A 23,425-nucleotide genomic window follows, 5' to 3' on the forward strand; every position below is an offset into this window, starting at 1 on the left:
AAGTGACCTTTACTAAAGCCATCAATTCAGAAGAACAAATCAACTCCAGTCGAAGTATTCGTCGACTTTTAAAACAAAGATGGTTTGTAGTTGTTTTAACTTTAATACTCACCGGTCTTGGAGCAGCCTTAACAGGGGTGCTATTCAAAGCAGGGATACATTTTTTAGAAGACTGGAGACTGAAACTTCGAGAGGATCTGCCAACTTGGTTTTTGTTGCCATCCTTAGGAGCGTTAGGGGGACTTGTTTCAGCGTTACTCATTTCACGACTAGCTCCAGCAGCAGGAGGCTCAGGAGTTACTCACATCATGGGTTATCTCAGACACAAAGCAGTGCCAATGGGACTACGAGTTGGGGTTATTAAATTAATTGCAGGAATCATTGCAATAGGTAGTGGATTCCCCTTGGGACCAGAAGGTCCTGCCGTGCAAATGGGGGGATCAGTTGCATGGAAAATGGCACAGATTCTGAAAGCACCTAGACCCTTTCGCAGGGTAATTGTTGCAGCAGGAGGGGGCGCAGGTATTGCGGCAGTTTTCAGTGCACCTATAGGTGGATTTATTTACGCAATCGAAGAACTACTTAACTCAGCCAGACCAGTGATTCTGCTACTGGTTGTAGTTACCACTTTCTGGGCAGATACCTGGGCTGATATTTTACAAAGTTTCGGGTTGGATCCAACAGCAGGTGGCTTCAATAGCAGTGTTGGATTTCAACTAGTACGAAAATACAACACAGATATTGCTTTTTTTCCTATCGATCTTGCTTACTTAATTGCCCTGGGTGTAATTATTGGCATCCTGGCAGAATTGTACAGCCGTTATGTTCTGACAATGCAGCGTAAAGGGAATCAATTATTCCAAAACCGGCTTGTCCTTCGCATGGTTCTTAGTGGTTTTTTGCTAGGTATTATTTATGCATCTTTAAGTGACTCATTTCATGACATCAGTTCTCTACAATATGAAATAGCCACTGGAAATCTAGGCATACGTAAAGCATTAGAAATATTCACGGTACTTTTTATAACTACTGGCTTGGCCGCAGCCTCAGGCGCTCCTGGTGGATTGTTCTACCCAATGCTTACCTTAGGAGGAGCAATAGGCCTGGCTTGTGGAGATTGGCTACAAGGGATAACAAACTATGTTCCGAGCACCTATGTTTTTGCGGGTATGGGAGCTTTTGTTGCTGGGTGCTCTAGGACACCTATCACAGCTATGTTCCTAGCATTTGCATTAACAAAAGATCTTCTGATTCTTAAGCCTATTTTAGTAGCATGTATCACCAGTTTTTTAATTGCTCGTATATTTAATGAACACTCTATTTATGAACGTCAACTAAACATGGAAATCACATGAAAATTTCAGCAGGCCATTTATTTTCCTCTCTGCATATTTCCCTTAACTTACAACCACTTGCATAATTAACTCTGAATAACGAAATACTACTCTTTAACCCAGCTTTACCAAGGGGTGATGCGCTTAAAGCAGTGCTGGCCTTCCCTAGTACATATGAAGTTGGAATAACTAGCTTGGGTTACCAAATCATCTGGTCTACCCTTGCTCAACGTGAAGATATTCATATAAAGCGTTTGTTTACTGATCAAGGAGATCAGCCGCATCAAAAATGCGATTTATTTGGACTCTCACTGAGCTGGGAATTAGACGGACCAGTGCTTCTGGATCTATTGGAAAAAAGTCGAATACCTCTATGGAGCTTTCAGCGAAAAGAAAATGACCCAATAGTTTTTGGCGGCGGGCCAGTTCTTACTGCAAACCCAGAGCCATTGGCTCCTTTTTTCGATGTAATTCTCCTAGGAGATGGTGAAGAGCTCCTCCCTAATTTCATCGAAACTTGTAAAAAGATACGGGGAGAAAAGCGGTTCAAGCAACTTCAAGCTTTAGCAACTATTCCAGGCATTTACGTTCCAAGCCTCTATGAACCTCAATTTTCGTCGGACGGCAACTTTCTAGGAGTTATTCCTATTGATCCAACAATCCCTTCATCAATCTCAAAGCAAACATGGAAAAGCAACACGCTCAGTCATTCAACAGTCATTACTCCTGATTCAGCCTGGCCAAATATTCACATGATTGAAGTGGTAAGAAGTTGTCCGGAATTATGTCGTTTTTGCCTGGCCAGCTACTTAACCCTACCTTTTCGCACTTCATCTCTAAACAATGGGCTATTACCCGCTCTCGAAAAAGGGCTCAAAGTGACTAAACGCATAGGGCTGCTAGGTGCATCTGTGACACAGCATCCAGAGTTTCCAGAGTTAATGCAATGGCTGAATAAAGAAAAATTTAATGATATTCACTTAAGTGTTAGCTCTGTTCGAGCTTCAACAGTAAACACTCAACTAACGAATATTTTGGCCAAGAGAGGAAGCAAATCAATAACCATTGCGATAGAAAGTGGCAGTGAACGTATTCGCAAGGTGATTAATAAAAAACTATTGGAAGAAGAAATATATAGTGCTGCCCGATATACACTTGAAGGAGGTCTTAAAGCACTCAAACTATATGGAATGGTTGGACTGCCTAGCGAAGAAGAAGAAGACGTAGATAAAACAGCCGAATTATTAATAAACTTAAAGAAAGCTGTTCCTCAACTTCGTCTAAAACTAGGTGTAAGCACTTTCGTACCTAAAGCTCATACTCCATTTCAATGGGACGGAATAAACAAAGATGCGGCAAAAAGACTGAAATATCTCAACAAAAAACTCAAGCCAAAAGGAATTGATATAAGACCAGAAAGTTATAGGCTAAGCGTTATCCAAACTTTATTATCTCGTAGTGATAGACGATTGGCTCCTGTAATAGCAAGAATGAGATGCGGTGAAAATAGTTTGAGTGCCTGGAAAAAAACTTATAATGAAGTCAGAAATCAAGATTTATATTCAGCCTCACAACCGACCCTCAGGCCTCTCCCTCCACCACCTCCTTGGGAAGAAGTAGTACATAAAAGGTGGGATGAATGCAACGTATTGCCTTGGAATCATATTAAGGGTCCTTTGGGGATAGACCGCTTACTAGAACATCGCCATTTGGCTTTAGAGAACAATGGTGATTAGCTTGCTCTTGACGGATTGAACAACGCAATCCTGCTAACAAAATCCAACCAGCCAGATTTAACCTGCTATCAAAAAAAGGCATATCTGTCGCATGCATAACGACAACAATAAAACTCGCAGCCCACCAAGCTCTATCAAAAAGAAGAATGTTGGTTGCATAATTTCTACTCATCCCACCTTTCAACATGCCTCGATATAAAGCTGTAATAAGTAAAGACAAAACACAACAAACAACTAATAAAGAAACAAGTAGACCATAACTAACAGCTAATTCCAAAGGAAGATTATGAGCATGACCATGCCATTGGCCTGTACGAATAGGATATAAAACAGAAAAAGCCGCTGCTCCCCAGCCAAGCCAAGGACGCTCTAAACAAAGTTGAATCGCAATGCCCCATTGACTTAAACGCGTAGAAGCCAAAGCTCTCTGGGTGTATCTCATATCGTTTAATCGAGACCAAATAGACTCAGGAACGAATTCGCGCGCCCATTGCTGTAAAAGAAAAGGTACTCCAGGTAAAGCTGCTAAAACGACTGGAAGCAAGAAAAAGCCCAAACAAGGCAACAACCAAGGCCATGAGATTGGGCCAACTACAAAAGGAATTGCAAGCATTAGACCTCCCCAAGCATTTCGTGAATCGGTCAAAGTAATCGCCGCAACAATCGAAATAGCCAAGAAAAATACCACAAATCGCTGATACCTAGACAAGCCAAATTGCATTAGAGCAGCTAAAGAAAAAGGCCACACCAAGGCCAACCAAGCGCCAGCAATATTTGCATAATCAAAGAGACCTGAAAGACGGCCTAATGGCTCCCCTCCAGGTGCAATAAACCAAATGACTAGCCCACCAAATAATTCCCAAGGGCCTTCCCAACCCCACCAAAGTTGCCCAAACCCTGTCAACACAACTGGAACAGTGCCTGCTAAAAACAACAACGCGCTACGCATTCGTGAGTTGCCATCCAATAGATAGGGCTGAAAAGCCCAAAAAGCCCAAAAGAATGGCAGCCAGTTCCACAAACCTATCCATGCCAACCATCCTGAATAAGCCCCAATACAACTCAAAATCATCAAAATCGCTGCGATCAAAAATGGCCAATTCCAAGGATCTTTGATAAAAGATTCAGTTCTTTTAAAGCTCCCAAATCCCAAGGCAAAAACTAAAAATAAGCCAGATAAAGCAGCACTAGAAGGTAGAAAGAATAAACCCAATTGAAAAGCCACCCATCCCCTTTGATTTGCCAAAACAGGTCGTGAATTCAATACCCAAGAAAAGCAACTCATGCGAAAACAGCAGTGCGTCCTCGATAAACCATTACCTGACGCCGCAAATGCAACCTCAAAGCTCTCGCCAAGGCAAGGCGCTCAAGATCCCTTCCCTTGCGGATTAGATCATCTACTTCATCGCGATGACTCACATTTGCAACTGTCTGTTCAATAATCGGTCCCGCATCAAGATCTTCAGTTACATAATGCGCAGTAGCACCAATCAACTTCACGCCCCGTTGCCAAGCTTGATGATAAGGCTTAGAACCTATAAAGGCCGGCAAAAAAGAATGATGAATGTTGATAACTGTTGAAAATCTTTCCAAGAAGTTACTACTAAGAATTTGCATGTATTTAGCTAATACAACGACTTCAATCTGATGATTATCTAATAATTCAAGCATATGTTCTTCTGCATCCTTTTTACTGGAAGGCGATGAGGGAACAAACTCAAAATCAACACCAAAATCTTGACATAATGACCTTAATTTATTGTGATTTGAAATAACTAAAGGAACGATCATAGGCAGTTCCCCACTACGAAACCGCCAAAGCAAGTCCAAGAGACAATGATCCTGTTTACTAGCAAAAATCGCCACTTTCGTAAGTTCATCAGAAAAATGCAATATTGCTTTACCTCCCAATTTTTTAGCAAGAGCTTCAATGGAAGCGGCCATGCAGTCTCTTTTCAATGAAAAGCCATCTAAATCCCATTCAATCCGACTTAAAAAAAGTCCTGCACCAAAATCGGTGTGATGATCAGCATGACGTATATTTCCACCCTTCTCCGCAACCCAACCAGATAAATCACGAACCAATCCTGGTCGATCGGGACAAATTAGCTGCAAAATGACACTTACGTTAGAAGTCACGACCTAGAAATTGAGAGGTTAGAGATTGACTTGGATATGGATTGAAAAATAGCCATACTTAGCAGGTGCTTCCAATACATCCTTAATTAAATCCTCCCCTGACTAAAAACATTGCAATAATCGGCGGCGGCGCTGTGGGCTCAGGAACGGCTTGGCACCTTGCATCCTATGGGCATCAGGTCTACTTAATTGATCCACACCTAAATCATCCGTTATCCCGAGATGGTCCCTTAAATGGCTCCAAAGCCTCTCTAGGAATTCTTATGGGATATATGTTCCGCCGCTCTAGTGGCAGAGCATGGCACTTAAGAAACGAAAGTATGAGGCTCTGGCCGGATTGGATCAAAAGGCTAAAAACTCAACAATACGCATTAAAACTTAATCACCCAATTATACAACTTGCGGCCACTGAGCAAGAAGCCATCGCAATGAAAGAGCTGAGTGAAAAAAAATCAAATTATGGAATAAAGTTTCTACAACCAAATGAAATAATTAGTTGTCCTATACCCTGGCCTAAAAATAATCTAGGAGCAATGATTTCTAAAAAGGATGGCCAGTTAGACCCTCTCCTTTTACAAAAATGTCTGCGATTGGCTATCAAGACAAAAAACGTCATTCAAGAGAGTTCATATGTTATATCGCTCGAAAGAAAGCCCAAAAAATTTTGCTCATGTTGGCAATTGAATCTTACAAATGGCAAGAAAATCATCGCTGATATAGTAGTTATATGTAGTGCCATGGGAACTTCGAAGCTCATCGAGCCACTTGGCTATAAACGCAACCTTGAACCAGCCTTAGGGCAAGCTATCCTAGTTGAAATAAATGCTAAAGAGAAAGATTGGTCTGGTTGGCCTGCTGTTTTAATGAGCAAGGGTGTAAATCTCATTCCTCAAAATCATCAGCAAATCTTATTAGGTGCAACTTTAGAGTTTGCAGAACACCCAAGCGTAAACGACCTTAGGAAGATGGTAGCCCTAGGAGGTGATGCACCATTTTGGTTGCGAGAGGGGAGAATTAAAGAAAATTGGTATGGAATACGTAGTCGCCCAACCCAAGAACCAGCACCAATTTTAGAAACTTTAGAACCAGGGCTAATTCTTGCAAGCGCACACTATAGAAATGGGATTTTACTAACCCCAGCAACTGCAGAATGGGTAAAAAGAACAATTGATGGCTATTAAACCAATCAAAAGATTAATCTATTAAAAGCTATTTAGTCTCTGTAAATTCAGCATCGATCACATCATCCCCTGATTGATCGCTAGGACCTTGCGAATTACCAGCATCTGATGGTCCTGATTGGGCTGCTGATTCAGCACCTGCCTGTTGATATACAGAAGCACCTAAAGCATACAACTCCTTCTGAAGTTCTTCTAAAAGAGTTTTCATAGTTTCGAAATCATCCTTCTCAGTTGCTTCTTTTAGTCTTACCCTCTTATCTTCAACTTTTGCTTTAGCTTCTGAGTCAACCTTGTCTCCAATCTCACCTAATTGTTTTTCAGTTTGATAAACAAGAGTTTCCGCTTGATTCTTAACATCAATTCGCTCACGTTTCTCTTTATCCGCAGAAGCATTTGTTTCAGCATCTTTAACCATCTTGTCTACTTCATTGTCAGACAAAGTAGAGGCACCAGTAATAGAAATACTTTGCTCTTTTCCGCTGCCTTTATCTTTGGCATTCACACTAAGAATACCATTTGCATCTATGTCAAACGTGACCTCAATCTGAGGCACACCTCTAGGGGCAGGAGGTATTCCATCAAGACGAAATGTTCCCAAACTTTTGTTATCTGAAGCCATCTCTCTTTCACCCTGGAGAACATGAATCTCAACATTTGTTTGACCATCAACTGCTGTGGAATATGTCTCAGACTTCTTAGTAGGAACAGTTGTATTACGAGGAATCATTTTAGTCATCACCCCTCCAAGAGTCTCTACGCCTAAAGACAAAGGTGTTACATCTAAAAGAAGAATATCTTTAACCTCACCAGCCAACACACCTCCCTGAATAGCGGCCCCAACAGCAACAACTTCATCAGGATTGACAGTTTGATTAGGATCTTTCCCTGTAACACGTTTGACCAACTCCTGCACTGCAGGCATACGAGTTGATCCACCAACCATCACAATCTCATCAAGTTCTCCAGAAGACAGCTTCGCGTCTTTTAAAGCCTGTTCAACTGGAACCCTACAGCGGTCAATCAGCGAGGATGCTAATTCCTCAAACTTGGCACGGGTCAAAGTCAAATCAAGATGCTTAGGACCTTCTGGGGTGGCAGTAATAAAAGGGAGATTGATTTCACTCTGAGTAGCATTAGACAACTCAATCTTCGCCTTCTCAGCCGCTTCTGTAAGACGTTGAAGTGCCTGCTTGTCCTGACGCAAATCAATCCCTTCATTACCCTTAAAAGTTTCTGCAAGATGATCAACAATTACTTTGTCAAAGTCATCTCCACCTAAATGTGTATCACCAGAAGTAGATAAAACCTCAAAGACTCCATCACCGACTTCTAAAACAGAAACATCAAAAGTTCCACCACCTAAATCAAAAACAAGTATTCGTTCATTGCTCTGTTTATCAAGACCATATGCTAAAGCTGCTGCTGTAGGTTCATTAATAATCCTCAGGACCTCAAGACCAGCTATCTTCCCAGCATCCTTAGTTGCTTGTCGTTGAGAGTCGTTGAAGTAGGCAGGTACGGTAATAACTGCCTGCGTAACACTCTCTCCTAAATACTTGCCAGCATCCTCAGAGAGCTTGCGGAGTACCTGAGCACTAACTTCCTCAGGCGAAAACTGTTTATCTAAAACAGGGCATTTTAATTTGACACTAGAACCTGATTTCTCAACTCCATAACTGACTTCCTTTGATTCCTCATTAACCTCATCTACTCGCCTTCCAACAAAGCGTTTAGAGGAATAAAAAGTATTTTCTGGATTCATAACAGCCTGACGCTTAGCTATCTGGCCTACTAACTGATCCTGATTCTTTGTGTAAGCAACTACTGAGGGGGTAGTGCGAAAGCCTTCTGCATTAGCAATGACTGTAGGCTTACCGCCCTCCATCACTGCAACACAGCTATTCGTAGTTCCAAGGTCAATCCCAACAACCTTCCCCATTGGTGTCTACCTCAACAAATTTCTAACTTGAACATGTGCATCCTCCTCAGTGAAAGCACTTTGAGGCGAGGTGTGGTTCCCGAACAGCTGGCTGATCAGACTGATCTCTGAAAAGATAAGAACATGAGTCATATCAACAGCAAAACCCAGCTATTAGGCCTTCTTGGCAAGCCAGTGCAACATTCACTCTCTCCGGTGATGCACAACGCGGCTATCAAAACAATGGGCCTGAACTTTTGCTATTTGGCATTTCCCTGCGACTCAGAAGGATTAAGTGATGTTCTAACTGGACTCAGTGCGATTAACTGTCGAGGTCTAAATGTCACTATCCCTTACAAAAAAGATATAGCGAAGCAATGCAGAGAACTTTCACCTCTTGCACAACATCTTGGCGCAGTCAACACCCTGATTCCAATGGAGAACGATGGCTGGTTTGGAACAAATACTGATGTAGAGGGATTTTTGGCACCTTTGATCAACAGCTCAACCAATTGGACCGACCAACAAGCTTTCGTAATCGGCTGTGGGGGGAGCGCTAGAGCAGCTGTTGCAGGGCTCCAAACATTAAAATTAAAACAAATAACTATTTTAGGTAGGAATCAAAAACGACTAGACCTTTTTCTCAAAGATCTAAAAACATTGGATGGGTATTCATCGCAGCAAAAGACAATCCTGCAAGGTTGTCTTGAAAAAGATAATTACATTCCAGAGATTATAAGTGCTGATCTAATAATCAATACCACCCCTATAGGGATGGCTTCTGAAAGCAAACCATTAGACCCTTCACAAGATTTACCTTTAGGATCTGAAATCTGGAAAAATCTAAGCCCCCAAACAACACTGTATGACTTGATATACAACCCTAGACCAACCCCTTGGTTATCTCTAGGGAAATCTCAAGGCTGTCGATGTATTGATGGTTTGGAGATGCTTATTCAACAAGGGGCAGCATCAATGCGATTGTGGACACAACAAAAAAATATCCCTATCAAAGTTATGAGAGAAGCCGCAGAAAAAGCATTAAAGCCCTAACTTTGATTTAGTTTTCGAGCAACGATGCTTATCCCGGCCTGGCAACGACTCCTAGGTCTTCTCATATATATGTTGCCCTGGAGTGATGGAATCCCTTTTGGAAGGCATCTTTTTGTGGAGTTTCCATTTCTGCAAATATTTGCTCTACCTGCTCTCCCACTACTGATTTTTGAGCAAACAATACCTTTTGGAGGATTCCTTATCTTCCTAATTCTTTTTCTCGCAGTCATTCGAAATCAAAGTGTCCCTTATTTCCTTCGATTCAATGCCTTACAAGCCCTACTGATTGATATTGTGATAATCGTGCTTAGCTACGCCTTTCAAATTATTCTTCAACCCTTCAATACAAGCCTGTTGGTTAGAAGCCTTTCAAGCACCGTTTGGGTTTCAACACTCGCCATAGTGATCTTCGCATTTATCGAGTGCATCCGAGGGAAAGAACCTGATCTACCTGGGATCAGCCAAGCTGTAAAAATGCAGCTTTTCTAAAACCGACCCATCAAAGGATAAGGTGGTATCTCCGTCGCTCATTTTAATGAGCCTTAAAGTCCCTGTCGGAATTAACTGATGACTGACAAGCCCTACTACGAAACGATGTACATCCTTCGACCGGACATCCCGGAAGAAGAGGTTGAATCGCACCTAACCAAGTACAGCGACATGCTTGTACAAGCAGGCGCAGAGATTTTAGATAACCAAATGCGAGGCAAACGACGTTTAGCCTATCCAATTTCCAAACACAAAGAAGGAATCTATGTGCAACTAAGTCATCAAGGTGATGGCCAGCATGTAGAAGTACTCGAAAAGGCAATGAGACTCAGCGAAGACGTAATTCGCTATTTAACTGTTAAACAAAACGGACCCTTGCCAACTCCCAGAGTGACAACTCCTAGTGAAAGTAAAGATGAATCAGAAGATCAAACAGACACTCAAAAAGAAAAAGATTCAGAAAAGGAACAAAAACAAGAAACAGAAAATTAATGGTTAGTTGCAGGAATCAATTTCAATGGCAATTATCCGTGCTTGCTAGATTCCGCCCAAACTCGACTTGACAGACCCCATATGTATATAAATCCTTCCGCAGCTTTATGGTCAAAGATGTCATCATCGCCATAAGTAGCCATCTCAGGTTTATAAAGACTATTCTCACTAGAGGCCCTGCCAATAACAATTGAATTCCCCTTGTACAAACGTAGCCTAACGAGGCCATTTACGTACTCCTGGGTATTTTTAATAAAACCATCCAAAGCCTCTTTTAAGGGTCCAAACCAAAGTCCTTGATACACCAAATCAGCCCATTGGGCCTCAAGATTAGCTTTAGTACGTAAAACGTCTGCGGCTAATGTCAAGGTTTCTAATTCTTTATGTGCTTGAATTAAAAGTAATAATCCAGGCGTCTCATAAATCTCTCTACTTTTAATCCCTACAACTCTATTTTCAATCAGATCTATACGACCAATACCATGTTTACCTGCTAAAGAATTTGCACGATGAACTAACTCTACAGGATCTAAACACTCACCATCTATTGCTACAGGTCTGCCGCCTTCAAAAGCAATCTCTATTTCCAGTGGTTCATTGGGTGCCTCTTCAATAGAAGAAGTCATTGCAAAGATTTCTTCGGGAGGAGGAGCCATTGGGTCTTCCAATATTCCTGCTTCAATACTTCTACCTAAAAGATTTAAATCAATTGAATAAGGAGACTTTTTACTAACAGGCGCAGGTATCCCAAAGCGTTCCCCATATGCAATTGTCTCTTCTCGGCTCATTCCCCATTCTCTTGCAGGAGCTAAAACTTTTAATTCGGGAGCAAGACCAGCAATCGCTACGTCAAAGCGAACCTGATCATTGCCTTTTCCAGTACAACCATGAGCCACTGCATCAGCTCCCAATTCCCGAGCCACCTGGACTAACTTTTGAGCAATCAAAGGTCGAGCAAGGGCTGTAGAGAGCGGGTAACGCCCTTCATAAAGGGCATTTGCTTGAATTGCTGGAAAAGCAAACTCTTCCACAAAGGGTTTGATCAAATCCCCTACCAAAGATTGACTTGCCCCTGCTTCAAGAGCCTTTAAACGAATAGGCTCAAGCTCATCCCCCTGACCCAAATCAGCCGCAAAGGTAATAACCTCTTCCACTCCCCATTCCTCAAGCAAATAAGGTATGCAAACACTTGTGTCCACTCCCCCTGAATAAGCAAGAACAACTCTCTTTGCTCGTCCCATCATCCGAAATCCCAATCAAATTATTTTAAAGTCTCAGAACTAGTTCATTTGAAAAATCAAGCGTAAATCTCACGATAAATTGCTAAATAGAAATATCAATTGAATGCATCGAGGCATTTGAAACAAGAAGCAGAGCTGCCTAATATATTTGTACCAAACCCAAAAAGTCCTATAACTAGCAAAAGAAGGGAAAGTATTCCTTAAAGAAATAGAGTACTTAGAAAGGCAATCAAGAAAACATCATCCATATCACCAATGCCAAGACAACGTAAAATAAAATAGGGGAAGTCTACGGGCACCTTACTGTTATAAGGCTATTGGACAAAAGAACCAAAGCTGGCAACGCTTACTGGTGGTGTCAATGCATTTGCGGCAATACACGTGAAGTGCCTAGCGATTCATTATCAACGAAAGCCAGAAAAAAGAAAAATATAACTGAATGCATCCAATGGGCGCACAATAGCGCAACAACAGCTTTGATCAATAAAGGCAAACAAGAAGAACTTATACGCAGAAAAGAAGCAAAAGAAAAAAGACGAAAGCTACTAAAGGAAGTTCCGCCTGCATGGTTAAAACTACCCTTAACAGATGCTCACGCTAGAGAGCTAGGACAAAAACACTTCTTTCGTGGAAACACATGCAAGAAAGGTCACCTGTCTCCATATCGCATCAATGGTGGTTGCTTGAAATGCCAAAAGAAGAAGAAATCTACTGCTAATTAATTCTCAAAGGAGCAAATTAGAATGGCTTAGGTCAAATAAGCACGCCACTCCAAATATCGGCGAAATCAGCATTTAAGGCAATGGGTGTAAAGGCTGATTGCATTCAAGCTGAATCAGCAGGATGCTTACAACATCGAATACGGAGGCGTCCATGGACGACACGCCACCTGAGGATTTTTAGAAGCAGCTGATTCAGGTCCCTGCTCCAACAGTCTTCACCCATATGTGGGCTTTCGTCTGGCGAGACATTCAGCAGGTTCGTCAAGCCAGTCGACCTCCTCAGCATCGTTTAGGTGCCCTTTAAGGAGAGTTGCCTAACACCTGAACACTTGGCCCCAGGTTCCAACTCAGAAGCTTCCTAACCTTCTAATTTCTTTGTAACCGACTCCTATAAGGGGTCGGTTCTTTTATGAGTAAAAACTAAATCTCTCAAGACAAAGCCATCATCCTCAATCCCAAGGTTTTTCCAAAGGTTTTCCTTCTTTCCTGTCACGAAAAAAATCGATAGCCCAAACCCAAATAAAAGCTAAAGAAGAAAAGCCAAAAAATATCAACGCATAAATAAGCCATGTGCCGATATCCCTTCCAAATATGGTCCCGTCTACAACATCACCTGTTGTCCGATAAGCAAAAAATTCAATGAATGTCTTTAGCAAAAAAAATCCTTATTTATTTTTGACTTTAAGTTGGTTATTGGCCTCAAGGGCATTGTCAGCATGAAAAATGTCTCGAAAACCAACAAAAGCTATCCACAAACCCAAAACAACTGATGGACCAACCAGCAACAAAAAAATCAAGGGCAATCTGATTTGAAAAGGATCGGGATGCTGTACACCCCAAAGCCTAAAAAACCAACTCAACACAAGGGCTAAACCCCATGTCAGTAATACCAAAGCAATTTTTAAGGTCAAAACAAACTCATTGAGGGCTCCTATGCTCTATGTTGACCTATCGGTTGTACTTTTCATCAATGAGCGCTGTCGGAAACGTAAATCTCAGTGCACTTGACGGCATCAACCCAGCCCTAACTCGATATGGGAGGGATGAACCTGCTCCTGTGTTACCCCTCCGAGAAGAGCCAGATTTGTTGTCATGGCTAGAAACCAGTGGCAGGCTAGTAGCTGATGAAGATTCCGCCACTGAAGAAATAAGTACTGTTGAAGAAGAGGAGCTTTCAGCCTTGATGGGAGAAAAAGAGGATTACAAATCGGACGAGGATGAACAAGAAGAAGAAAATTGGGAAGACTGAGGTCAATTGACAATCAACACTTCTGTAGATAAAAAATAATTACTAATAAATTTATCGGTAGTGGATTCTCTGAAAGCACCTGCTGCAGAGGAAAAGGGAAATAAGCCAAAACAGACAAAAACTGATAGAAGTTACATGTGTCTAGTGATAGTGATTTTTGGGGCTACTTTTCTGGCTGATACTTATGCAACAAACAGTAATCTCAAAATACTTTTACTTGTCTCATCTGCAATCTCTGTATTACTAACCTGGTGGACTATCCCAATGCTTAAGGCCTTAAAAGTAGGTCAGGTAGTTAGAGAAGACGGCCCGCAAAGTCACCTTGAGAAATCAGGCACACCAACTATGGGTGGTTTGATAGTAGTCCCTGCAGGAATAATTATTGCAAATCTCATTCATTTAGATGTTGAAAGAAGTGAAAAAATACTCGCAATCTCATTTATCACACTGGGATATATGATCATTGGAGTAGTAGATGATTGGACAAGTATGACTAAACAAAAAAGCACAGGCCTTACGGCTAATAAAAAGATCATTCTGCAAACAATTCTTGGGATTATTTTTCTAATACTAGTAGCCTCTAAAGGTTTAATTAATGAATCAATTGCGTTTCCCTTCGGCTTAAGCTGGAACGCTGGTATTTTGATTTGGCCACTCGCATTATTTGTGTTGATCGCTGAAAGTAATGCTACTAATTTAACAGATGGACTTGACGGATTAGCTAGCGGCTGTGGATCTCTTGTATTCGCAGGAATAGCTTTACAACTAACGCTGAGAGAAGACACTGGAGACCATCATGTCGCTGCCTTTTGTATTGTTATGTCAGGGATATGGCTAGGGTTTCTTGTTCAGAACAAAAAGCCCGCAAAATTATTTATGGGAGATGCAGGTTCATTAGCAATGGGAGCAAGCCTAGCCAGTACAGCATTACTAACTAATAGCTTATGGGCACTATTTATTATGGGAGGAGTATTTTTAGTGGAATCCTTATCTGTAATCACACAAGTTTTATTCTTTAAGCTAACAAAAAGAAAGTACGGTATTGGGAGGCGACTATTTAAAATGGCTCCACTTCACCATCACTTTGAACTAATTGGAATACGAGAAAACAAGATCGTGCATCACTTTTGGCTAGCGACTTTCTTACTATTCTCAATTGCTCTAGCCACCCGACCAACCCTTTAAAGATATGAGCTACTTCACGTGGAAAGAATCAGGCTTATCTTCGGATTGCGCCAGCTTAGAAGCTATGGCTTCTCGATTTGAAGAAGCCGCAAGCTTAATGAGAAGGATGGCAAAAGAAGGGTTCAAGGTTAAAAAAACCGCGAAAGGACAACTAATAACTCATTCTGACCCAACCATATTTGCTTCCTGGGGCTTTATAAATGAAGAGCCAATTCACAAACAACTAACCCTTATACCAGGGCAACCCTAATTGAGGGATTAGTTAATCGATTTTGCTCAATTTTCCACTGACCCCTGATAGACAAACCAGACAAATAGAAAGATAGCTATTATAATAAAATAAAAAATGAATCGCCTTCCACAAGTATTAATGTTACTTGGCAGCGGTGAACTAGGAAAAGAAGTTGCTATAGAAGCAAAAAGATTAGGTTGTTGCGTAATCGCATGTGACCGATATGCAAATGCACCTGCAATGCAAATTGCTGACAAGTATGAAATATTTGACATGAATGACAAAACGACGTTGAAAAAGATTATTCAAAAACATAGCCCCGATCTAGTAATACCAGAAATCGAAGCTCTGGCAGTCTCAGCCTTAATAGAACTGGAAAATGAAGGCATTAAAGTAATTCCAAACGCAAAAGCGACTGAAATAACTATGAATAGAGACAAAATAAGAGATCTTGCAGCCAAAAAACTAAAATTAAAAACAGCAAAATATGAATATGCCTCTAGCAAAGAAGAGTTAGTAAAGAAAGTCAAGCAATTCAAATGGCCAGTTCTAATCAAACCAGTAATGAGCTCTTCTGGAAAAGGGCAAAGTTTAGCGAAAGATATTAAAAGCCTAAATGAAGCATGGGATATAGCGATGGAAGGAGCAAGAGGTAATTCCCCTAGAGTAATAATTGAAGAATTTCTAAGCTTTGATCTTGAAATCACATTACTTACAATCAGGCAACAAGATGGAACAACATTATTTTGTGATCCAATTGGACATGAGCAAATAAACGGTGACTATCAATGCAGTTGGCAACCTGCACAACTAAATCACAAGGCACATATACAAGCACAAGAAATCGCCAAGAAAGTTACTGAGTCTCTAGGGGGAACAGGAATATTTGGCGTAGAATTTTTTATATGTGGTGATGAAGTTATTTTTTCTGAGCTATCCCCTCGACCACACGATACAGGTTTAGTAACAATAATTAGCCAAAATTATAGTGAATTTGAATTACATGTACGTGCAATACTAGGGTTACCAATACCAAAAATAAAAAGATTAAGTTGCGGAGCCAGCCAAGTGATTTTATCATCAGATACATACTCATCAATAGCCTACACAGGAGTCAGCGAAGCATTAGAAATAGAAAATACAAAGTTACTCTTTTTTGGGAAACCAAACGCTAAAAAAGGTCGTCGAATGGGCGTAGCATTAGCAGAAGATAATGAAATAGATATCGCTCTTAAGAAAGCCAAGCAAGCTGCTCATCTAGTAAAAGTAATTAAAAATCCAACGCCAGATTAACGACTAGAGAATAAACGATAATGATTTAATCCATCTATCAAGCCTGAAGAGCGGGTATTTGAAGCAAAAAAGACTCTTTGCTGAGATTTCAAGCTTTCCAACGAGGGATCGTGAATTGGTGGTACCAATGTATTCGTCAAACCCCGTAGCAATTCTGCATCCCCTTGTTGACTCGCAACTACAAAAACTTGCTCCAAGGGAACACCCCATCGCAAAACCAAATGGCGAATAGCCTCGGTACGAGAAGCTCGCAATGGAATTACATCCAGGTACCAATGGCAACGCAAATAAGGTCTCGCTACCTGATGATTAACTCTTAATCGCTTTCTAACCAAAGGTAATATGGAATCGCCAGGTTCTTTTAAAAGATAACTCACCTTATATGGAGTTTGATGTTCTTGATTTTGAAGAACTAAATGATCTTTCAAATCAAGTAAAGCATTTTCTACTCCATTACGGTCCCAATCCGTTGCTATTGAATCCTTCCATAGATTGTCAAAAGACTCCTCTTGGCCATAATATATCTCTGTACCTGCAGAGGTGATCCAGACTGAAGGTTCTGGTAAATGCAAATCTGAATAACGACTTCTAGCTAATTTTATAGAGCGACCAGTTAGAACACCTAGCTTATTAGATTGATGCGAATTTAAGGCTTCTAAGTTATTTCTAAGCGCGATTAATTCTTCACCTTCAGGGAGCTCCATATTGCTATCTAAATCAAGTAATAACAAATGGTCACCCAAAGGATTAGTGACTGTTTGCTCAAGAACAACAGGGGAAGGACGGTGCTCAGCCTCCAAATTCTTTTGCATTAAAGCTAAGTAATTACAAACATGAGCATCCCAACTGAAATGTCGACTTATAGCCTCTATACCATTATCACTCCATTTTCTCCACTGATCGCGATCACTGCCTGCCTGTTCAAGAGCATCTTGAAGGGATTCCAAATCAGTGACGTCCACCAAAAGCCCGTTTTGGCAACGAGCAAGAATGTCACGAGGCCCACCATCATCAGTTGCAACCGTTGGCAAACCACAGGCAGCAGCTTCAAGCAAAGTCAAGCCGAATGGCTCCGTCAAAGCAGGGTTCACAAATAAACCCTTTCTATTTCTTGCCCAACTATAAAAATAAGGAATCTGATCTCGTCGATGTTGTTTAGGGTAAGCAACTTGCCCATATAAATCATATCGATCAACTAAATCAAAAATCTGTTGAAAAACCTCTCGTTGTTGCTTTTCCAACTGTCGGGGATCTTCCCGACAACCAAGAATCAAAACAAGATTATGACGTTGCCTAAGTACTGAAGAACGACCATAAGCCTCTACTAAAGCTGGTATATTTTTTCTACGTACTGCTCGAGATATTGCTAACAAAGGGGGTAATTCTGGCTTACGTAAAAAGGGGCTCAGAATTTCATTTACCTCATCAGTATCAACTGTCTTCTGGGAAGGATAAAAGCGTCTGGAGTCAACTCCTGGAGGAACAACCACGGTTCGTTCAGGTTGAAAGCGTCCATACCGCGAATATTGATAATCAGCTTCATGTTGTGTACTAGTAATAACCAAATCGCTATGAGCTAAAGCAACTTCTTCAGCATCAATTCTACGACTAATTGAATAAGTTTGTTCAATCTGTTCATGATCAACTCCTGCTTCTAATAATCTACGTTGTTTCTCCCGGCCTAAAGAGTGTCCAGTAAAAGCCATTGGAATTCCTAAACGACGACTGACTAAAGCAGCTACATATCCAGCATCTGCATAATGGGCATGGATCCAATCCGGACGTTTTTCTTCTTGCTTGTACAGATCAAATAATTGATCTGCCAAATCATCTAAATAAGGCCACAACAATTCTTTCCTAAGATATCTCTTAGGTCCAAAAGGTAATCTAATAATCGAGGCACCAGGTGCCACGACTTCTTTAGGATTTGAATATTCAGCAGAAACCTTTCTATCCTGAATTAAACGAGTAACTAAATCAACCTGTTCTACTTCAGGCCTACTTGCTAATCCCTTCAAGAGTTCTAAAACATATAAAGTCTGCCCACCAGTATCTGCATCTCTCCCTAATTCAAGATCATGAGACCTGAACAAACCATGGAGATTCAAGTGAAGGAGCTTTAAACCCACCCAGTACCTCCGTCAACTGACAAACAAATAAGAGATTTTTTGTAATCAAAACCTAAAGAAAGAATGAGAAATTAAATAAGAGCTAAGAATTTTTCACTGAAATCAATTGGCATCAAAGGGATTACAGCAAATACGAAGAAAAGTTTTGCTGTAGAAACATAGCGAATTGCGAACGAATTTAAACAACCCAAAGGACTTGCAGAAGGTCAATCAGCTATCTAGATCCTTGATTAATAATGAGTAAAGCCACTAAGCCTGTAATCACTCCTTAAGAGAAGCCTGAGGAGGGTGACTTTCAAGAACCTTTTTAAGATAATGGGCTGTATGACTCCTTGGATGGTTAGCAACTACCTCCGGAGTACCTGTAACCAATACCTCACCACCTCTATCTCCTCCTTCAGGTCCTAGGTCAATAATCCAATCAGAACAACGAATTACATCTAAATTGTGCTCAATAACAATAACTGAATTGCCTTTATCAACAAGACGCTGTAAAACATCCATCAATTTGTGTACATCATAAAAACTTAAACCAGTAGTTGGCTCATCAATCAAATACAGAGTCTTACCAGTTGCTCTTCGTGAAAGCTCCGTTGCAAGCTTCACTCGCTGAGCTTCTCCTCCTGACAACGTAGGAGCTGGTTGCCCCAATTTTACATATCCCAATCCTACATCTACCAAAGTTCTCAATCGATCTGACGCCTGAGGAATTGCCGAGAAGACATCTGCTGCTTGCTCTACTGTCATCTCTAATACGTCAGCAATTGTAAAACCTTTATATTTAACTTGAAGTGTCTCTCTATTAAAACGTGCACCCTTACATACTTCACATTGTACAAACACATCAGGCAAAAAATTCATTTCAATAACATTTACTCCTTGTCCTTTACAGGCCTCACACCTTCCTCCTTTAACATTAAAACTAAATTGTCCAACCTGATAACCCCTAGCTTTAGCTTCAATTGTGGCTGCAAAAATTTGCCTGATTGGATCAAAAGCTCCAGTATAAGTAGCAGGATTGGAACGAGGAGTGCGTCCTATAGGTGATTGATCAATAACAATTACTTTATCGACAGATTGAATACCCCTTAATTCTCCTAAACCTTTAGGAAAAGGAACTTTTAGGCCTAAAGAATGATTCAGGGCAGGGTGCAAAAGTTCGTTGATTAGCGTGCTCTTACCACTACCACTAACACCGGTAACAGCTACTAACTTACCGAGTGGAAAATCAACTGTAATGTTTTTCAAATTATTTTTATCGCAATCAACTAACCTCAACCGTCTATTAGTTGAAGATCGCCTTTCACTAGGTGTTGGAATAGAAAGTTTTCTACTCAAATAAGCTCCAGTGAGCGAATTCTTTGATCTCAGCAATTCACTAACATCACCTTCTGCAACAATTTCGCCTCCATGAATACCTGCTCCGGGACCAATATCTACGACATAATCTGCAGCTCTAATAGTTTCCTCATCATGCTCAACAACAACAAGTGTATTTCCTAAATCTCTTAAGCGCTTGAGGGTCGCTAATAGGCGATCATTATCTCTTTGATGTAGACCAATACTAGGTTCATCTAATACATAAAGCACTCCTGTTAAACCTGCACCTATTTGAGTGGCCAACCGTATTCTTTGGGCCTCTCCACCAGAAAGCGTCATAGCAGGTCTATCTAAAGTTAAATAATCAAGCCCTACATCAAGAAGAAAAAGCAAACGCATTCTTATTTCTTTTAAGACTAAATCAGCAATTTGTATTTGACGTGACGTCAGAAGTGGTGCAATCCCTTCTGAGGCCCCAAGCCCCATAAGTTTCTCAATTCTCTCTAAAGTTTCTCCTACACTGATAGACGTTAGTTCATTAATAGAAAATGGACCAACTTTTACTGCCAAAGCCTCTGGGCGAAGTCTAAGACCTTTACAAGTTTCACATGGAACCAGTTCAAGAAATTTTTCTAATTTTTGCCTTGCTGACTCTCCACTTGCATCTCTTAACTGCCTTTCAAGTATAGGAAGTATCCCTTCAAAAGGACGCATATAACCAGAACTTTTTTTATATCTACTATCAGCTTGTATTAAAATAGGCTCTTTACTCCCATGCAACAAAATATGTTGCTGTTCATTTGTTAGGTCCTTCCAAGGGGTTTTAATTTCAAAGCCAAATGCTTCACCAACAGAATAAAGTAAAGAAAAATAATAAGAATTATCTTTTTCACTCCAAGGCGCTACTGCTGCATAAACAGGGAGTGTTGGATCAGGAATAACCCTATCTAAAGTAAATCTACGAAGATGACCAATACCATGACATGTAGGGCAAGCACCATAGGGACTATTGAAAGAAAATAGTCTTGGAGACAGTTCCTCCATTACAGCGCCGTGTATAGGACATGCAAAATTTTCAGAATAAAGCCTTTCTCTTTCCACCCCTTCAGGCAGCTCTTCATTCGCTTTAGGAACAATTTCTAATAAAGCCAGTCCTTCACCGCGTTTCAGCGTTGTCTTTAATGAGTCTGTCAAACGTTCTTGTATTCCATCTCTAGCTATTAATCGATCAACAACAACCTCGATAGTATGCACATGGTTTTTATCTAATTCAATATTATCGGCTAGCTCTCGTACCTCATTATTAATACGGACTCTAGCGAATCCTTCTGAAGCAAGTCCACTAAGCAACCTAGAATGAGTGCCTTTCTTTCCTCGAATAACAGGGGCTAATAATTGATATCTAGTACCTTCTGAAAGTGTAAGAATTTGATCGACCATTTCGTCAATAGTCTGTGGACGAATTGGTCGACCACACTTAGGACAATGAGGATCACCCGCTCGACCATATAACAATCTCAAATAATCTTGTATTTCAGTAACAGTACCAACCGTTGAGCGTGGATTATGGCTCGTTGATTTTTGATCTATTGATATTGCTGGTGACAAACCTTCTATTGCATCAACGTCAGGCTTATCAACTTGTCCTAAAAATTGTCGCGCATATGCAGATAGACTTTCTACATAACGACGCTGACCTTCAGCAAAAATCGTATCAAAAGCTAAAGAGCTTTTACCACTTCCACTAACACCAGTAAAAACTATCAACTTATTCCGAGGAAAAGCGATATTAATGTTCTTCAGATTGTGCTGGCGAGCACCTCGAACAGTGATCAGGTCCTCAACTGACTGAACACTGTTCTTAGCTGACTTGCCCGATCTAGAACCAATTTGCCCTGACGCGTCCAGACCCATAACCACTAGTTAGTTAGCCTATGATTCTACGAAGAGAGGCCCTTTTTTAGGCAGCTTGCTGGTCCAGCAAGCTGGCCGCATAGTTTCTAGCTTGAGCAATATCACCCCCTGCCAACTCTGCAAGTTCATTTTTACGGTCCTGAAAATCAATCAATTCAACAACAGATGAATAGGTAATCCCTTTATGAACGGTCTTATTCACAGAAAAATGATGATCGGCCGCTGCAGCAATTAAAGGCTGGTGAGTCACACAAAAAACTTGTTGACTTCTGGCTAATTGCTTCAACAGATTTGCTATAGAAGAGCTGACACGACCACTAACACCAGCATCTATCTCATCAAAAAGGAAAGTGCCAGGCATATCAATAGATGAAAGGGTCGTTTTCAGGGCCAAGAGGAATCTAGACATTTCTCCTCCTGAAGCAACTTCTGTAAGGGGAGCTAGAGGCTGTCCTGGATTAGCGGAAAATAAAAATTGAATCTCATCAGCCCCTTTCTCACAAGGTGAAATAGAAGTCAATTTGATCTGAAAACGTAAATTCGACAATCCCATAGGTTTCAAATAATTCAATAATTGCATCTCAAATTCTCTGGCAGCTTGCTCCCTAAGAACAGACAAATTGTTGTTGCATTTATTTCTTAAGTTTTTATATTCAGCCTCTTCCTCCTCCAACTTAAAGACTAACTTGTTTATATTCTCATCGTATAATTGCGTTCTTAGGCAATCTCTTAATTCTAAAATACCTTTAAGATCCATTGAATGTCTTCTTTTAAGGCGATTAAGAAAATCTATTCTTGCTTGAATTTGATCCAATCTTCCAGGTTCACTCTCTAAACTCTGGATATAATTCTGAAGGTTAGCAATCAAGTCATACAAATCATTACTTAAATCCATAGATTGACTATAGACAACAGACAAAGTAGAGTCTAATTTACTTAATGCTTTCAATTCATGGGATGCCATTGATAAATGATCCATAGCAGAGGGAATTCTATCTTCAGAGTCGTTTAACCGTTGAATTAAATAATTTATTCCTTCGCCTAATCGAACTCCATGAGCGAGTTTATCTTGTTCTTTTGCTAAGTTTTGATCTTCAGAAGGATCTTCTAATTCAGCAGCTTCTAATTCATCTAAAAGTATTAAATTCTCTTCCCTTTTTACCTGAGTCTCGTCAAGCTTAACTTGAGCATTTAAAAGTTTTTGGTTTGCAGACTTCCAAATATTCCAGGCTTTCTTAGTATCATCTAGAGCTAAAAGCAAAGGTTGTCCGCCAAATAAATCTAGCCAATCACGTTGTCGCGTTGGACTATCCAATTTCTGAGATTGACCTTGAATTGTTAAATCAATTAAGAACGGTCTAATAGATAAAATTTGATTTCTATTAATTAAAATTCCATTTAATCGAAAGCGAGTTGTTAACTTTGAATCCTTATATCTAAATTCACGACTTATGGTAATTTCTTTATTTTCGACTTCAAAACCTTTCTGAATCAAAAAGTTTTCCACATGTGAAGTAAGCGAAAATGATCCTTCAATGAGACCCTTCTGAGCACCAGAACGAAGTAACCTACTTCCTAAAGGTCCATATGCCCCACCTAACAAGGCATCCAAAGCATCAAGCAAAATGGATTTTCCTGCTCCGGTCTCACCAGTAAGAACAGAAAAACCCTTTTCAAAGCTAAGCTCAAGACTCTCTATAAGAGCAATATTTTGAAGTCGCAAAACTGTGAGCAAGACAACCTCTTAATGCAGATAAACGCTAGCGAGAGTCTTACTAGATTAGAAGGGGGTTCCCCC

General features: G+C 40.6%; 19 protein-coding genes. 11 read left to right on the forward strand and 8 right to left on the reverse strand.

Features of this window, described 5'->3' with window-relative positions:
- Nucleotides 1-2: 2 nt before the first annotated feature.
- Nucleotides 3-1,355 carry a ClC family H(+)/Cl(-) exchange transporter gene (locus tag SOI83_RS06220; RefSeq protein ID WP_320675836.1) on the forward strand — a complete coding sequence of 451 codons (1,353 nt, stop codon included), beginning with the start codon at nt 3-5 and terminating at the stop codon, nt 1,353-1,355.
- A gap of 131 nt (nt 1,356-1,486) precedes the next feature.
- Nucleotides 1,487-3,070 (forward strand): radical SAM protein, encoded by a 1,584-nt coding sequence (locus SOI83_RS06225; RefSeq protein WP_320675837.1) that lies wholly within the window; start codon nt 1,487-1,489, stop codon nt 3,068-3,070.
- Here SOI83_RS06225 and SOI83_RS06230 read toward each other — a convergent pair.
- Entirely contained in the window at nt 3,000-4,355 is a 1,356-nt protein-coding gene (locus tag SOI83_RS06230) for an O-antigen ligase family protein (RefSeq protein WP_320675838.1), read from the reverse strand. The two genes, SOI83_RS06225 and SOI83_RS06230, sit on opposite strands and share 71 nt — an antisense overlap.
- On the reverse strand, nt 4,352-5,209 hold the full coding sequence (gene purU / locus SOI83_RS06235; protein WP_320675839.1) for a formyltetrahydrofolate deformylase: 858 nt from the start codon (nt 5,207-5,209) through the stop codon (nt 4,352-4,354). Before purU ends, SOI83_RS06230 begins: the two co-directional genes overlap by 4 nt.
- A 119-nt stretch (nt 5,210-5,328) precedes the next feature.
- Here purU and SOI83_RS06240 point away from each other — a divergent pair, with 119 nt between their 5' ends.
- Nucleotides 5,329-6,390, forward strand: coding sequence for an FAD-dependent oxidoreductase (locus SOI83_RS06240; protein WP_320677689.1), 1,062 nt, complete (start codon nt 5,329-5,331; stop codon nt 6,388-6,390).
- Nucleotides 6,391-6,418: 28 nt separating this feature from the next.
- On the opposite strand, the gene dnaK is transcribed toward SOI83_RS06240, so the two are convergent.
- Complete coding sequence (gene dnaK / locus SOI83_RS06245) at nt 6,419-8,329, reverse strand: molecular chaperone DnaK (protein WP_320675840.1); 1,911 nt, start codon at nt 8,327-8,329, stop codon at nt 6,419-6,421.
- A gap of 123 nt (nt 8,330-8,452) precedes the next feature.
- On the opposite strand from dnaK, the gene SOI83_RS06250 reads away from it, so the two are divergent.
- The 3 genes from SOI83_RS06250 (at nt 8,453) to rpsF (ending at nt 10,342) form a co-directional block, all read left to right on the forward strand.
- On the forward strand, nt 8,453-9,361 hold the full coding sequence (locus SOI83_RS06250; RefSeq protein WP_320675841.1) for a shikimate dehydrogenase: 909 nt from the start codon (nt 8,453-8,455) through the stop codon (nt 9,359-9,361).
- Between the two features lie 24 nt (nt 9,362-9,385).
- Nucleotides 9,386-9,850: a Tic20 family protein gene (locus tag SOI83_RS06255; protein ID WP_320675842.1), complete on the forward strand. Its 465-nt coding sequence runs from the start codon at nt 9,386-9,388 to the stop codon at nt 9,848-9,850.
- 78 nt (nt 9,851-9,928) lie between these two features.
- Entirely contained in the window at nt 9,929-10,342 is a 414-nt protein-coding gene (rpsF, locus tag SOI83_RS06260) for a 30S ribosomal protein S6 (protein ID WP_320675843.1), read from the forward strand.
- A gap of 32 nt (nt 10,343-10,374) precedes the next feature.
- Here the strand turns inward: rpsF and SOI83_RS06265 are convergent, their stop codons facing one another.
- Nucleotides 10,375-11,583, reverse strand: a complete 1,209-nt coding sequence (locus tag SOI83_RS06265; RefSeq protein ID WP_320677691.1) for an argininosuccinate synthase — start codon at nt 11,581-11,583, stop codon at nt 10,375-10,377.
- A 317-nt stretch (nt 11,584-11,900) separates the two neighbouring features.
- Here SOI83_RS06265 and SOI83_RS06270 point away from each other — a divergent pair, with 317 nt between their 5' ends.
- Entirely contained in the window at nt 11,901-12,305 is a 405-nt protein-coding gene (locus SOI83_RS06270) for an early protein (E6) (RefSeq protein ID WP_320675844.1), read from the forward strand.
- A gap of 665 nt (nt 12,306-12,970) precedes the next feature.
- Here the strand turns inward: SOI83_RS06270 and SOI83_RS06275 are convergent.
- Complete coding sequence (locus SOI83_RS06275; protein ID WP_320675845.1) at nt 12,971-13,216, reverse strand: hypothetical protein; 246 nt, start codon at nt 13,214-13,216, stop codon at nt 12,971-12,973.
- Nucleotides 13,217-13,275: 59 nt separating this feature from the next.
- On the opposite strand from SOI83_RS06275, the gene SOI83_RS06280 reads away from it, so the two are divergent.
- The 4 genes from SOI83_RS06280 (at nt 13,276) to purT (ending at nt 16,264) form a co-directional block, all read left to right on the forward strand.
- Nucleotides 13,276-13,554 (forward strand): DUF3134 family protein, encoded by a 279-nt coding sequence (locus SOI83_RS06280; RefSeq protein ID WP_320675846.1) that lies wholly within the window; start codon nt 13,276-13,278, stop codon nt 13,552-13,554.
- Nucleotides 13,555-13,689: 135 nt separating this feature from the next.
- Complete coding sequence (mraY, locus tag SOI83_RS06285) at nt 13,690-14,739, forward strand: phospho-N-acetylmuramoyl-pentapeptide-transferase (protein WP_414153442.1); 1,050 nt, start codon at nt 13,690-13,692, stop codon at nt 14,737-14,739.
- Nucleotides 14,740-14,743: 4 nt separating this feature from the next.
- Nucleotides 14,744-14,989 (forward strand): hypothetical protein, encoded by a 246-nt coding sequence (locus SOI83_RS06290; RefSeq protein ID WP_320675848.1) that lies wholly within the window; start codon nt 14,744-14,746, stop codon nt 14,987-14,989.
- 96 nt (nt 14,990-15,085) lie between these two features.
- Nucleotides 15,086-16,264 (forward strand): formate-dependent phosphoribosylglycinamide formyltransferase, encoded by a 1,179-nt coding sequence (gene purT / locus SOI83_RS06295; protein WP_320675849.1) that lies wholly within the window; start codon nt 15,086-15,088, stop codon nt 16,262-16,264.
- On the opposite strand, the gene SOI83_RS06300 is transcribed toward purT, so the two are convergent.
- The 3 genes from SOI83_RS06300 to recN all read right to left on the reverse strand — a co-directional run bounded on the left by SOI83_RS06300 (nt 16,261) and on the right by recN (nt 23,362).
- The gene (locus tag SOI83_RS06300; RefSeq protein WP_320675850.1) at nt 16,261-18,393 is read right to left on the reverse strand and encodes an HAD family hydrolase; all 2,133 of its coding nucleotides are present in this window, start codon (nt 18,391-18,393) and stop codon (nt 16,261-16,263) included. The genes purT and SOI83_RS06300 overlap by 4 nt on opposite strands.
- A gap of 261 nt (nt 18,394-18,654) precedes the next feature.
- The gene (gene uvrA, locus SOI83_RS06305) at nt 18,655-21,627 is read right to left on the reverse strand and encodes an excinuclease ABC subunit UvrA (RefSeq protein WP_320677692.1); all 2,973 of its coding nucleotides are present in this window, start codon (nt 21,625-21,627) and stop codon (nt 18,655-18,657) included.
- Between the two features lie 46 nt (nt 21,628-21,673).
- Complete coding sequence (gene recN / locus SOI83_RS06310; protein ID WP_320675851.1) at nt 21,674-23,362, reverse strand: DNA repair protein RecN; 1,689 nt, start codon at nt 23,360-23,362, stop codon at nt 21,674-21,676.
- Nucleotides 23,363-23,425: the final 63 nt, after the last annotated feature.

Origin of the sequence: Prochlorococcus sp. MIT 1300 (assembly GCF_034092375.1) — a bacterium.
In the GTDB taxonomy this organism is placed as follows: Bacteria; Cyanobacteriota; Cyanobacteriia; order PCC-6307; family Cyanobiaceae; genus MIT-1300.